We start from the raw sequence: 13,976 nt of genomic DNA, 5'->3' as shown, positions 1-13,976 counted from the left end.
ATATAGTTTTTCGAAATTTTTAAAAACTACTATCATTAAGCTCCAGTAGTAATAAAGATTAAGCTCTAATAGTTATAAAGTAAATTATAAAAAAGTAGATAAACCATATAAAGCTTATCTACTTCAAATCTATCTTCGTATTATACGGTAAAAGCTGTCACACCAATGTCATAAAAGCTGTCTTTAAGCTTTTACAGATGGCAAATTGCGTCCATAGAAGATTTCCATCATTTCTTGTTTTAATTGATGTTTAATTTGCTTGATTTCACGATCGCTCAACTCTGACTCAGTAATCCCAAAAAGATAATTATCTAAATCAAATTCTTTTAACATCATCTTTGTATGGAAAATATTTTCTTGATATACATTTACATCAATCATATTGTACATGTTGCGAGTTTTTGCACTAATGTAATTTTGAATAGAATTGATACGATGATCAATATAAATTTTCTTACCAGACACGTCCCGAGTAAAGCCACGTACATGATAATCCAAGGTAAGAATATCAGAATCAAAACTTTGAATTAAATAATTAAGTGCATTTAGCGGAGAGATTTGTCCACATGTAGACACTTCAATGTCGGCACGGAATGTACTAATTCCTTTGTGCGGATGGCTTTCAGGGTACGTATGTACAGTAAGGTGAGATTTATCTAGATGCATAACTACATCTTCTTTTTCAATTTCCTCTTCAGAAATCAAAATCGTAACAGACGCACCTTGAGGATCATAATCTTGTTTCGCTACGTTAAGGATGTTAGCGCCGATAATATGGCTAACTTCCGTCAAAATAGCCGTTAAACGATCCGCATTGTATACTTCATCAATGTACTGAATGTATTGTTTTTTTTCTTCTTCCGTACGAGTATAACAAATATCATAAATATTAAAACTCAATGTCTTTGTGAGATTGTTAAAACCATATAACTTCATTTTAGGCTTTGCTTTAACTGGTGTATCCATGATATGTCATAACCCTTTCCATGCATAGACTTACTATTCCTTTTGAAAGTTTCGCAAACGAAGCTTTCACCATATAACTAAACAATATCTTGTTTATACACAAACTCTACATCAAACTGTCCATTATCGTAGGTAACGATGGCAAAGGTACCACCGGAGCGATCACGAGCCAAAGAAATACTACCAGGATTTACAAATACCGCATCACGGGCACGAACCTCCCCATGATGATGGCTATGACCGGACACGATGAGTCGTGCACCCATGTCAGTTCCTAACTCAATCAGTTTTTGTATTCGATTATAATATGATACCTCATGACCATGAGTCATGTAAATATAGGTATCTTCAAGAGGAATTAATTGCTCTCGTGGTTCAAGCGGTTGCACACGATCATTATTGCCACGCACCGCATAAACAGGAATATCCGTATGTTCCTGCATATAGCGTGCATCATCGCCAAAATCACCAGCATGAAGCCACATATCGATATCTTGATCGGCAGTAGCCTCCAATACGAGGTCGATATCCTCTAGATACCCATGAGTATCACTTAAAATGCCAATTCGTTTCATTGTATTTAATCTCTAATGCCACTATATTATATATTTATATGAACTATACCATATAGTTCAAAAATATCAAAGCTTGTTAATCAATTCACGTAGTGCACGGCCACGATGACTAATCGTTTCCTTCTCTTCTATACTAAGCTCTGCCATCGTCTTTTTAAACTCAGGCACATAGAAATACGGATCATAGCCAAAGCCATTCTCTCCTTTTGGCTCATCTTGAACGAGTCCATCGCAATAGCCTTCAGCCGTCACTTCTCGACCATCAGGATATACAAGTGCTAAAGCGCATACATAATGACCTGTACGATTACTTTTCCCTTGTAGTTCACGAATTAACTTCTCGTTGTTTGCATTGTCATCACCATGACGACCTGCATAACGCGCAGAATATACACCTGGTGCACCATTGAGAACATCAAGCATAATGCCAGAGTCATCAGCAAGACATGGGCGATTCGTAGCCTTTGCATAGTAGCGAGCCTTCAACAAAGCATTTTCCATAAAGGTTGTACCAGTTTCCTCAGGCTCCTCAATGGAAATCACAGCTTTTACAGGTACACAATCGATAGATAAATGGGAGAAAGCCTCTGAAAACTCACGAATTTTTCCTTTATTGCCTGTAGCAAGTACAATTTGTTCCATCTTACACCTCCGGAACTGTAGGATACGCTTTACCTACTTTATCTGCTGTCGCACCAAGTACTTCACGTTGTTTAGCCATGAGCTCATCTGTAGCAGCCTCTGCTAAATCAAGTAAAGCATTGAGTTCATCACGGTTAAAGGTACCGTGTTCGCCTGTACCTTGCACTTCAACCATATTGCCAGAACCTGTACGGACTACATTCATATCTACGATGGCTGCACTGTCCTCTTCATAACAAAGATCTGTAATAGGGCCGTCAGGACCAATACCTACCGAAATAGCGGCACAGAAGTCAGTAATTGGGAATTTGCCTGCTCCGCCAAAGGTGAAGTCCACCGCATCAACGAGGGCTACAAAGGCACCTGTAATAGAGGCTGTTCGTGTACCACCATCCGCTTGGATCACATCGCAGTCGATAGTGATAGAACGTTCTCCTAATGCTTCAAGATCTACAACAGCACGCAATGCACGACCGATAAGATGTTGAATTTCTACAGTCCGTCCTGTTTGTTTTCCCTTTGCGGCCTCACGGCTCACGCGAGTTTGCGTAGAACGTGGCAATAATGAGTATTCCGCAGTTACCCATCCTTGCCCAGAACCTTTTAACCAGCGTGGCACAGAATCCTCAACAGTAGCCGTACAGATAACTTTGGTCTTACCACACTCAATAAGTACAGATCCTTCTGCATACTCTGTAAAATTCCGTGTTATTTTAATAGGTCGCAATTGACCCGCTGTTCTATTATCGCTGCGCATAGGAACCTCACCATTCTAAAAGTAAATATTAGAACGCCCCTTATACAAAGGGGCGTTATTTCTTATATTATATCATATTTTTTCTATTTTTCAGTATTACAAATCATATTATAATTTACGATTCTAACATGATGACTCGCATTATTATTTATGGAAATTAACATTATAGTTCATATTGTCCGTCACCAAGTGGATCTACCACAACGTAACGGCTTGCTCCCCCTTCTACTTTGGCTCGTTTTGCTTCTACAATAGCATCTTGACGCGTCCCTTCATCTGCTTGCCAAGGTATAAACATAGCATATACACTTTGCGGCCCATACGGTCCGTATTGTCCTCGCGAGAGCACGCTATGCCAGCCTACCTTGTCTTTATACATGCGCACCTTTTCAAGGCGCTCCTCTTGTACGCCTGTTTCATCGTAGTACACGTTATAATGATTAGACCAAACATCCCCTGCACCTACGCGCTCGTCTTCGGCCATCTTATGACGGTTAGCCCATTGTATCTTCCACTTAACGATTAAATCATCTATGTAACTAGTTACATTTTGACTCTGTTTGTATTTAACAGGATCAAAGGCAGGTTCTACAACTTTGCTGTAATCAAGGCCTGCCATGGATAAAATGATACCCGTATTTACATATGGCAACGCTTCTTGTACTGAATAGCCTCCTTCAAGTACAGCTATATCTGCTTGTAACAAATCGACTAATTCTGCATAACCCTTCGCAGTTACCTGCATATTAGCCAACGGATCACTAAAGTGATTATCTTGTCCTGCCGAGTTAATGACGATATCTGGATTAAACTCTTCAAGGATAGGCAATACAAGCTCACGCATGACCTTCATCAAGCCTTCGTCACCTGTGCCCGGGGGCAGCGGAATATCTATATTACTACCGATAGCCTGAGGTCCACCAAATTCATCCATAAAGCCTGTTCCCGGATAGAGGGTTCGTCCATCTTGATGGAAGCTAATATACAACGTATCAGGATCATGGTAAAACACATCTTGAGAACCATCACCATGATGTACATCGGTATCTACTACGGCAACACGTTTGATTCCATAGGTTTGGCGCATGTGTTGGATCATAACGGCTTCAATATTAATCGTACAGAAGCCGCGAATACCATGAACCATAGCCATTGCATGGTGACCTGGTGGTCTTACTAACGCAAAAGCACGGTCTACTTCACCACGTATGACTGCATCAGCTGCCGCAATAGCACCTCCAGCAGATACACGATGGGCTTCCGTCACCCAAGACTCTAAATCTGGAGCGCCAACGTGAACTCGCTCTATTGTATCCCAATCCGCTACTATTGGATTATATTCTCTAATATTTGGTATATCTAATAAACCTTCCTCTACGATTTGATCTCGCGTATAGAGTAAACGCTCTTGTCGTTCAGGATGTGTTTCAGAAATTTTCCAATCAAAAGCAGGGAAAAAGACAAGACCTAAACTATGATGATATTTAGCTTTATCAATAGTAGAGCTCGTAGCCTCATCCTGTTTAGTATCCATATTCAGAATACCATGACGCTCTCGATAGGATAGTCCTTTATTCCACATAGTGTTTCACCCCCGCCGCCAGTTGTACTTTCACAGTAATTAAACGCTCCATAGATTGCCATCCCTCTACTACAGGGAAATCCTCAATGCTAATGACCTCTATCTCTTGCACCGTATCTAAACCTAAACGTATCGCCTCTTCACTAAGAGTTTCTTTTGCTCGTTCCACAACTTGTTCCGCTCGTTTCAAAGTACAGTTTTGTTGTTTAACACCTAATTCAGGAATGACTAGCAACCGACGTTTTGTGTCTACATGAACAGTGAGTTCGATGGTAGATAAAGCTAGTGCAGCGCCTATAGCATTTGCTACGGCAGCATTCTCAGGAATCGTAACAGGTAACTCTAGATACTCCCCGATACTCGGACCTAAACTTGGTGCTGTGCCCCCTACCACAACGATATGTTCTGGTACAAATACATCAGGATTTACAATATCTGCTACCACATAAATAGGTCGTTTATTTTCTACTTTTACGACCTCGTTAATACCATGTTGAATCGTTTGCAACGCTTTTTCTACGATTAGTCGTGCTACATCAGAGGCAGTCTTAATAAGAGTTAATTGATTATTTGAGGTATTTACATTTTTAGATCGTAATGTAGCCTGTATAGCATCCGCTAAATCTTGTAAAGCTCGTGATGCCAGATTAAAGTCACCATAGTTTGCATGACCGAGCACGATAAGTGCATCCCCCAAGGTAGGTTCTATACCACCTAGAGCCACTGATGGTCCCACTCGTTCAGGACCTACGGTAAGATTACCATTTTTAAGGCGAATTACAGATTCCCCACCAATACCGACGGAAGTAACGGCAAAGGATCGCACTGCACTTGGATACTCACGGATAGATACACCATTTTTTGTCATCAATGGTTTACCATGCTTCCAAAGGGATATATCCGTTGTAGTACCCCCAATATCTAGAGCCACTGTATGCTTATTACCTATAACGCCGAGAGCCGATAGTCCAAGAACTGTTGCAGCAGGGCCTGTAAAGGCAGTCTCTACTGGACGACTCACCATATGTTCCATAGGTAGAGAACCACCATCGGCCTTTAAAATGTGAAGTGGAGCCAATATATTCCGTGCACTGAGAGCATCTTCAACATTTTTCTTAAACACCGTAAATACGGGTGTCACAGCGCTATTAAAATAAGCGCTAATAGTACGCCGAGGGAAATTTAAAGAGCCACTTAATAAACTGCCATTAGAAATTGTATGATATGTGTTTTTCAATTCCTCTGTAATAGATAATTCTTCCTGAGGATTCCGTACACCAAATTTAGCTGATACAGCAGCCAAATCAGTACCACTACGTGCTTGAACCATGTTGGCTATGCCACGTACCGCATCAGCAGGGGTATGCTCTACAACGATACCTCTATGATCTGTATAACCTTGAAGATATATAGGTTTCACAGGGAATATATCATCTACATTACGGCCTGGACCTGTAACCACATAGAGGTCTACTACTTGCTCCTTCTCTTCTACGATGGTATTCGTCACCACGGTAGTAGATAAAGTTACCTGTTCAATATTTGATGCATCATAACCCTCCAAAACTGCATCTAAGGCCTCACCTATACCATTCATTAGATTATCCTTTGTAGTCCGCCTCTTGGCAGTTGCCACTACACGATGGCCATCAATGATAACAGCATCGGTAAAAGTACCACCTACGTCTAATCCTAGTAACATATAACCTCCTTATTAGTATGAATAGAGAATCCTTACAAACTCAAAACGGAGTAAAGGAAACTCCATTTAAGCTACCATATACTCTCTATTTGATCTAATATGCAATCCCTATTCAAATCTGCGTATAGTCCATATTCAGGCTCATTATATAAAAAAGCTGTACCCATCTCTATGTGATGAGTACAGCCTTCTGTTATTTACCAGATACAGATGCGTAATTTTTGATGATAACAATCGGAGTCATTTGACTATCGTTACCAAATGGATTATCAATCAACAATTGTGCAATTTTTTTAGCATCAATGCCACGGCTTGTGCCTAAAATAGCGGACCGCTTCAAGTCATTAACGTCAGCTACAACGGCACCATAACAACCTGTGCGAGATACAATTTTCTCAGCCACTTTATCGGGATCCTTTGGACCAAATACAATGTGCTTATCAAATGGAGGCATAGTCCCCGTTACATCATCTGTTAAGGATGCAGCCCGAGCAATTGCATAGAATACCCCTGGTTTACGGAAAATTTTAGCAATAGCACCTAAAATAAAAGCACCTAATACCTTCCATTTACCATCCAAATTCATAGCCGATTGCATACCATAAATAGATGCCATGGAACCATCTGGATGGATAAAACGATTAATTAAACGAGCTTGCCAGCACACATTTAGTTCTTCAGGACGTGTAAAACGACCTTGCGTAATAGCTACTACAGATTCAGCAACGCATACGATATCTTCAGGTCCAATATTATGTCCCCCAAATTCAACGATAGCATCAACGATGTCATCATTATCTGTAAGGATACGTGTTGGCACACATACTAACTCTAATTCTGCCATTGTTATGCCTCCTTATTGAACCATTGCTGCTTGAACTTCTTCAGCAGTCAAACGAATACGCTGTTTATCGATATGATAGTCTGTCCGGCCTACGATTTGGTAGTAAATATCGATGTCCATATAAGGGAATCCCTTAATATCTTCTCGAATATTGCCAGTTTTACCTGTTAATGTAACATATACACGAATTGTGCCACCTTTGCGTGGTTTGATAATTATAGCTTCAAAGTATCCATCTTGACGCGGACGATTAATATCCATAGCCCAAGCATTTACTTTAACTGCATCAAAATGTTCTTCTGGTAATAATGGACGTGGAAATAAGTCCATTATTGTGCCCAATTGGCGCCCTTTATTTACAAATGGTATATCACAGAACAAAGTAATGGACTCAAAACTACGATCAGATACTTGGAAGTTCGTTGCCCGTTTCGCTAATAAGACAATATTTTCATTACCTTGTTTCAACACAAACAAACGGAATAATAAGTACAGAGCTGCAACAGCCACAATAATAGCTATTACTGCACTGAGGATGTTATAAAACCACATAGGATATCTCCTTTATAATGTAATATGTTCAATGGTACGACGGCTTGTATCAAGGAAGGATGCACTCAACGTATCACCAAGTTCGACATCCTTTGTAAAATACAATGTCACGGTGCCTACAGTATCTTGATGATTGAAAAGATTTTTACTCTCTAGTCTGTGACGAACCAATTCACTTGTTTCAAAAGCAGGATCAATGAACTGAATGCGACACGATGTTAGTTCCTCTAGTAAAGGTTGTACAAATGGAAAATGAGTACACCCCAAAACAACAACCTCAATTTCTCGAGATAATAAAGGTTCTAAATAATCCTTGCATACTTCACGAACAAAGTAATCATCTAAATGACCTTGTTCAATAAGCCCCGCCAACTCTGGACAAGGTTGTTCCCAAACAAAAACCTCGTGATCAACTTCTAAAGCCACATGCTTATGAATATGACTATTTACAGTGGCCACGGTCGCCATAATACCGATAGTCTTGCTTTTACTTTTATTAATAGCTGTTTTTACACCTTGTGATACACCAATAACTGGCACAGATACAAGTTCACGTACCGCATCAAGAGCCACAACGGTGAAGGTGTTACAAGCAATCACCATCAACTTAACAGGCTGCTTTTCTAGCGTCTCCGCAATACGGCACGCTAAATAAGTGATTTCATCATCACTGCGATTACCTACAGGATTATTCGCATTATCACCGATATAGATAAAATCTTCGTTAGGAAATTGTTCTTGTAATACCTTTAACACAGATAGTCCGCCTACACCAGAGTCAAATACACCGATAGGCAATTGTTGTACATTACTCATGCGGCATCTCCTCAACAGCTGCTAACATAGGCAGATAGAAAGTATCGTCTAATCGCACAATTTTTCCTGTTAATTTTGACATAAAGGCGTTCTTAGTTTCCCCCGTAGCAAGTATTGCACCATCACTAGCACGGCGCATGCGATAGCGAAACACCATTTGAGCCCTCGTCATCTTAACCAAATACGTTTCGATGTGAAGTTCATCATCGAAATTCGCAGGTTCTTTATAATTGCAAGATACATTCATGATGGGAAATACAATATCCTCATTCATCATATCCCACAAAGTGACACCGATCTTACGAAGGAATTCAATGCGCGCCATTTCAAACCATCTAAAATGATTACTATGGTGAGCAATCCCCATCATATCAGTTTCATAAAATCGTACATTTACTGAAGCAATATGCATAAATTCTGTCCTTTTTAAATAGTATACAATTTTTATTCTATATCTATTACTTTAGGGTGTCAAATAAATAAAGGCAGTTCAATCACTGTGGATCAAACTGCCTAAAATGGTAAAAGTTAGCGACTGCTACCAAATGGAAAGAATTTTTTTGCCTCTTCTTGATGACTCGTTTTGATATAACGATTCGCAATCTTAAAGGCTAATCCGAGTACTGCCACATCATCTACCCAACCTAATACAGCAATCGTATCCGGTACAATATCAATAGGTAATACCAAATATCCTAAGGCACCTGCAATGACCGCTTTTACATATTTGGGAGTATCCTTGTCGCGAAAACAAAGGAACAAGGTTACTGCTTGTTGTACAAAGGCAAGTTTCTTACCATATCGACCAAGAAACCCTAAAAATCTTGATTCGCTAAAATACTTACCATATTTAATAATCTTAAATGGATTCATAGTAATAATAATCCTTCAGCGTTTATTTACGCAAACCGCCAATTTTATCTTTCGCTGTGTTAACAGTGTTTGTAGCAACATCTTTTGCTGTCTCTACAGCATCAGAAGCTTTAATTTTTGCAGTTTCTACTGCTACCTGTGCAGAAGCTTTTGCCACTTCTACACCACCTTTTGCGAATTCTTTAGCTACTTCAATACCTTCTTTAGCAGAATCAAGTTTTTCTTTCGCTGCATCAGAAACCTTTGCTACAACTTCTGCTGCGTTATCATGAATTTGGTATTTTGTTTCATTATTCCATTTATTGATGGCAGGTGTTACTTTTTCTTCGTAAACTTGCTTTAAAGATTCTTTAGCAAGACCTGTTTCATTAGCAATCCCAGCCCATACATCACGTTGACCTTGAGTGAAAGGAATACTAGCACTTGCATCACGAACGATTTCAGAAGCAATAGCTTTACCATTTTCAAGGAATTCAGCAACCATCGGTTTGTAACGTTCGATATCAGAAGGCATACCATCTTGAATCCAAATATTTGCAATTTTACCTATAGCATAAGTTAAACCGATAGCTACAGGAACGCGAACAGCTTTAATTGGAATTAGAAGGGATACTGCAGCTGTACCTACAGCTGTGCTAAGACCACCTACTAAACCAACTACAGCACCAGCTTGCAATTCTACGTCATAAAGATGAGCAATACGAGTTACCATGTACGTAGCATTGGCGCACAAAGCGACACTGCTGAATTTAGAGGATAATGCCAATGCTGCCGCACGACCTGCCCCCCAGAAAATAAATTGTTCAACTTGATAGTCACGATCTTGAGATCCATCCATAAGTGGCTCAAGTGTTACGCCATTATATTCTGCCATAAGTATTCTCCTTTGTTGTGAACCAACTATAGGTCTTATTATTAGTATTATTATACCATTCTATTGATAGAAGTGAAATGAATTTTTCTAATTATCCATATATAACAGCTTCTAATATTTTCTATATTACCAACTTGTGAGTCCACCATCGATTGTCCATGCTGCACCTGTCACAAAAGAAGCCTTATTACTCAACAAAAATACAATTACTTCGCCAATTTCATGGGGCTTAGCAATGCGACCTAATGGGTAATGTTGGCCCATTTCAGCCTTTGCAGCTGCCGCATCTTGATTGGCATTAGCAATCTGTTTGTCCACTAATGATGTATCTACATCACCAGGACACACACAGTTTACACGAACGCTGTGAGGTGCCATTTCAAGGGATAGAGATTTTGTAAAGCTCACTACAGCCCCCTTTGATGCACCATATACAGAACACGCTACATTACCTTGTAAACCTGCATCACTAGCGATTGTTACAATACTGCCCTTTGATGATCGTAAATAGGGAAGCGCCGCTTGACATAAGAATACAGTACCTTTTACATTAGTCCCAAACATTTCATCAAAAGCTGCCTCTGTAACATCAGCTAGCAACTCTTCTTCATAATAGCCTGCAGCTGTTACAAGAGCAGACACCCCACCAAATAAATCTACTGTTTCTTTTACAATTCGCTGACAGTCCTCAATTTTAGATACATCACCTTGAATATATTGTACCTTAGAGGAGTAACGACGTAGCTTAGTTTTAGCCTTTTGACCAACTTTTTCATTTCGACCATTGATGACTACACACCAACCTTCTTTGAGTAAAAGCTTTGCCGTAGCAAATCCAATACCCGATGTACCACCACTAATCAAGGCCACTTGAACATCACTTTTATGAGGCATACCTTGCCCTCCTATAATGTTGAAATATAGTCATAGACTAATTTCAACAACATAACTGTCGTTACCGACAAGAATACAACTCGCACCAAAGATGAGCCCTTCGCAATTGCCAAATGCGAGCCTAAATAAGCACCTATAATTTGACCTGCCCCGGTGGCAAGACCATACTTAACATTGACGTGTCCTAAATATAAAAACACCAATAGAGACGCCAAATTACTAGTAAAATTCAATATCTTTGCGTTAGCAGAAGCATGCAAGAAATCAAAACCTGTAAAGATAAAGCCCATAATCAAAAATGTACCTGTACCAGGGCCTATAAAGCCATCATATACACCGATGCCAAGAGCAAAAGTCATACAAATATATAGCGCTTTTCCTGCTACCTGAGATGTACGATTGATTTCACCCCAGTCTTTTTTGAACACCACAAAGAGTGTTACGCAAACAAGTAATATGATGATAATAGGCTTTACATATAGCGGTGGTAAAGAAACAACCGCCAATGTACCAAGCATAGAACCCACAAAGGTAAAAGGCAATAATTTGCGAACTAGGGAAAAATCAACCATGTGATTTCTCAAAAATGTAATCGATGCACTGCCAGCACCAAAAATACTGGATAATTTATTGCTGCCCAGAGCCATACTAGGTGGAAGATTTGTTAATAACATGGCAGGTACAGAAATGAGGCCTCCGCCGCCCACAATGGAGTCTACAAAGCCAGCAAACGCACCAGCTACGGCGAGTAAAACGAGTATAAGGATATCAAATGGTAAACCTGTTACCGCAATGAGCCACTCCATAATAAACCTCCTACAGATAGCACATCAACGGTCGCCAAAGGCCACCGTTGTCATGCTAATTTATTTTATTTTGCACCTAGACGATCGAGGGCCAATGTATAACCATCCGCACCATATACTAAACAGCGCTTTACACGACTAATCGTAGCAGTACTCGCACCCGTTTCTTCTACGATTTTCTCATAGCTATCCCCTGCGCGAAGCATTTTTGCTACTTGTAAGCGTTGAGATAATGCTTTTAATTCGTTAATCGTACAGATATCTTCAAAAAATGCATAGCATTCCTCTGTATTTTCAAGCGTTAAAATGGCGGTGAACAATTCGTCATTTTGTTGACTTCTCAATTTTTCATTGATACTCATAGGATCCTCCTACTTCTTATTCATCGCTTTAGACCAAGCATCACCAATCATTTGTACAACTTGTACCAATACAATCAAGATGATGATTGTAGCGATCATAATATCGGCTTGGAAACGTTGGTAACCATATCGGATAGCAATATCCCCAAGACCACCACCACCAATAGCACCAGCCATCGCAGAGTAACCGATGAGGTTAACGATAAGCACCGTTACATTGTCAATAATTGTTGGCAATGCTTCTGGTAATAATACTTTCCAAATGATTTGTAATGGGCTTGCCCCCATGGATTGAGCCGCCTCGATAACGCCAAAATTGATGTCCTTAATAGACGTTTCTACTAGGCGTGCCAAAAATGGAATGGCCGCAATGGTCAACGGCACACATGCTGCAGTTGTACCAATGGAGGTACCTACCACCATACGAGTAAACGGAATGATGGCAACCATCAAGATGATGAAAGGTACAGAACGCGTGGCATTGACAATGGCACCCAATACTTTATTGAGTGTTACATTCTCCAAGATATGACCTTTAGAAGTAACGACCAGAACAACACCAAGAGGAATACCTAATAACATTGCCATTACGGTAGAAATTATCGTCATTTGCAATGTATCAAGGGTACCAGTTATGAGTAGATTAATGATTTGCTCTGACATAACCGATCACCTCGCTTTCAATTGGTAACGTTTTGATGTAGTCCAAACCTTCTTGCGCATTTTCTGGGTCACCATTCAAAATAACGATAAGGCGACCAACGCTCGTATTTTGGATGTAATCAATGCCCCCAAAAAGGATGCTTACATCTAAATTAAAGCGTCTTACAAGGCCTGCTACTACAGGCTCATCTGTTGCTTGTCCTGTAAATTTGAGGCGTACTAATGGTGCGGTCCCTGCAATCCATTGATCATGCAACTCTAGATGTTCCAATGCTTCTGGAGGTAAGTTATCACTCACTACAGAGCTAATAAACTCTTTTGTCGTATTTTCGCGAGGATGTGTGAATACTTCAATAGTACTACCTTCTTCGAGGATGACACCGCCTTCAATAACCGCCACGCGATCACAGATTTCACGGATAACGTGCATCTCATGTGTAATGAGTACAATAGTGAGCCCCATCTTCTCATTAATATTTTTCAACAATTTCAAAATAGAATCTGTTGTTTGAGGATCAAGGGCAGATGTAGCTTCGTCACAAAGGAGAACCTTTGGATTAGAGGCCAATGCACGAGCAATACCAACACGTTGTTTTTGACCACCAGACAATTGAGATGGATAGTTGTTCATCCGGTCTGTAAGGCCTACAATATCAAGAATTGGCGTAATGCGTTCCTTGATTTCAGATTTGCTCATTCCTTGTAATTCCAACGGAAATGCCACATTGTCATATACGGTACGAGAGGACAAGAGATTAAAATGTTGGAAAATCATGCCAATATCTTTGCGCGCTTTACGCAAATCAGATTTGCTAAGTGTTGTTAAATCTGTACCATTTACGATAACAGAGCCAGATGTAGGTGCTTCGAGCATATTGATGCAACGAATCAAGGTGGATTTACCGGCACCGGATTGGCCGATAATGCCAAAGATTTCGCCTTCTTTCACATTTAGGCTAATATCTTTCAACGCTTCCACACGAGTAGCACCTTCATAGACTTTACTAATGTGTTCTAATTGTATCAAAATAATTTCCTTTCTTAAGGTAAATGTGTATCATTTGATGA

The 13,976-nt window shown here is 40.0% G+C and carries 17 protein-coding genes; all 17 read right to left on the bottom strand.

Annotation, left to right across the window (positions count from 1 at the left end):
* Positions 1-183: 183 nt before the first annotated feature.
* A complete protein-coding gene (gene speD / locus FNLLGLLA_RS02450; RefSeq protein ID WP_008715652.1) occupies positions 184-966 on the bottom strand; it encodes an adenosylmethionine decarboxylase in 783 nt (260 codons plus the stop codon).
* A 77-nt stretch (positions 967-1,043) separates the two neighbouring features.
* Positions 1,044-1,541, bottom strand: a complete 498-nt coding sequence (locus FNLLGLLA_RS02445) for a metallophosphoesterase family protein (RefSeq protein ID WP_156697212.1) — start codon at positions 1,539-1,541, stop codon at positions 1,044-1,046.
* 66 nt (positions 1,542-1,607) lie between these two features.
* Entirely contained in the window at positions 1,608-2,183 is a 576-nt protein-coding gene (locus tag FNLLGLLA_RS02440; RefSeq protein WP_156697211.1) for an XTP/dITP diphosphatase, read from the bottom strand.
* 1 nt (position 2,184) lies between these two features.
* Positions 2,185-2,940 carry a ribonuclease PH gene (gene rph, locus FNLLGLLA_RS02435; protein WP_156697210.1) on the bottom strand — a complete coding sequence of 252 codons (756 nt, stop codon included), beginning with the start codon at positions 2,938-2,940 and terminating at the stop codon, positions 2,185-2,187.
* A 163-nt stretch (positions 2,941-3,103) separates the two neighbouring features.
* Entirely contained in the window at positions 3,104-4,522 is a 1,419-nt protein-coding gene (locus FNLLGLLA_RS02430) for a histone deacetylase family protein (RefSeq protein ID WP_156697209.1), read from the bottom strand.
* On the bottom strand, positions 4,512-6,224 hold the full coding sequence (locus FNLLGLLA_RS02425; RefSeq protein ID WP_156697208.1) for a hydantoinase/oxoprolinase family protein: 1,713 nt from the start codon (positions 6,222-6,224) through the stop codon (positions 4,512-4,514). The genes FNLLGLLA_RS02430 and FNLLGLLA_RS02425 overlap by 11 nt, the downstream gene beginning before the upstream one ends.
* A gap of 193 nt (positions 6,225-6,417) precedes the next feature.
* Positions 6,418-7,068 carry a coenzyme F420-0:L-glutamate ligase gene (locus FNLLGLLA_RS02420; protein ID WP_004693597.1) on the bottom strand — a complete coding sequence of 217 codons (651 nt, stop codon included), beginning with the start codon at positions 7,066-7,068 and terminating at the stop codon, positions 6,418-6,420.
* 12 nt (positions 7,069-7,080) lie between these two features.
* Positions 7,081-7,620 carry a hypothetical protein gene (locus tag FNLLGLLA_RS02415; protein WP_004693598.1) on the bottom strand — a complete coding sequence of 180 codons (540 nt, stop codon included), beginning with the start codon at positions 7,618-7,620 and terminating at the stop codon, positions 7,081-7,083.
* A 12-nt stretch (positions 7,621-7,632) separates the two neighbouring features.
* The gene (gene murI, locus FNLLGLLA_RS02410; protein ID WP_012863984.1) at positions 7,633-8,436 is read right to left on the bottom strand and encodes a glutamate racemase; all 804 of its coding nucleotides are present in this window, start codon (positions 8,434-8,436) and stop codon (positions 7,633-7,635) included.
* Positions 8,429-8,848 carry an acyl-CoA thioesterase gene (locus tag FNLLGLLA_RS02405; RefSeq protein WP_012863983.1) on the bottom strand — a complete coding sequence of 140 codons (420 nt, stop codon included), beginning with the start codon at positions 8,846-8,848 and terminating at the stop codon, positions 8,429-8,431. Before FNLLGLLA_RS02405 ends, murI begins: the two co-directional genes overlap by 8 nt.
* A gap of 116 nt (positions 8,849-8,964) precedes the next feature.
* Complete coding sequence (locus FNLLGLLA_RS02400) at positions 8,965-9,309, bottom strand: YkvA family protein (protein WP_012863982.1); 345 nt, start codon at positions 9,307-9,309, stop codon at positions 8,965-8,967.
* Between the two features lie 22 nt (positions 9,310-9,331).
* Positions 9,332-10,183, bottom strand: coding sequence for a hypothetical protein (locus FNLLGLLA_RS02395; RefSeq protein ID WP_021147818.1), 852 nt, complete (start codon positions 10,181-10,183; stop codon positions 9,332-9,334).
* A 126-nt stretch (positions 10,184-10,309) separates the two neighbouring features.
* Entirely contained in the window at positions 10,310-11,077 is a 768-nt protein-coding gene (locus FNLLGLLA_RS02390; RefSeq protein ID WP_021147817.1) for an SDR family NAD(P)-dependent oxidoreductase, read from the bottom strand.
* An 11-nt stretch (positions 11,078-11,088) separates the two neighbouring features.
* The gene (locus FNLLGLLA_RS02385; protein ID WP_021147816.1) at positions 11,089-11,883 is read right to left on the bottom strand and encodes a TSUP family transporter; all 795 of its coding nucleotides are present in this window, start codon (positions 11,881-11,883) and stop codon (positions 11,089-11,091) included.
* A gap of 65 nt (positions 11,884-11,948) precedes the next feature.
* Positions 11,949-12,245 carry a YerC/YecD family TrpR-related protein gene (locus FNLLGLLA_RS02380; RefSeq protein ID WP_004693609.1) on the bottom strand — a complete coding sequence of 99 codons (297 nt, stop codon included), beginning with the start codon at positions 12,243-12,245 and terminating at the stop codon, positions 11,949-11,951.
* 9 nt (positions 12,246-12,254) lie between these two features.
* Entirely contained in the window at positions 12,255-12,908 is a 654-nt protein-coding gene (locus tag FNLLGLLA_RS02375; protein WP_008715638.1) for a methionine ABC transporter permease, read from the bottom strand.
* Positions 12,889-13,935: a methionine ABC transporter ATP-binding protein gene (locus FNLLGLLA_RS02370; protein ID WP_021147815.1), complete on the bottom strand. Its 1,047-nt coding sequence runs from the start codon at positions 13,933-13,935 to the stop codon at positions 12,889-12,891. The genes FNLLGLLA_RS02375 and FNLLGLLA_RS02370 overlap by 20 nt, the downstream gene beginning before the upstream one ends.
* Between the last annotated feature and the right edge of the window lie 41 nt (positions 13,936-13,976).

The sequence above is a fragment of the Veillonella parvula genome, assembly GCF_902810435.1.
Classification (GTDB): Bacteria; Bacillota; Negativicutes; order Veillonellales; family Veillonellaceae; genus Veillonella.
Note: the sequence above shows the minus strand (reverse complement) of the source record. Positions and strands in the feature narration are given on the sequence as shown.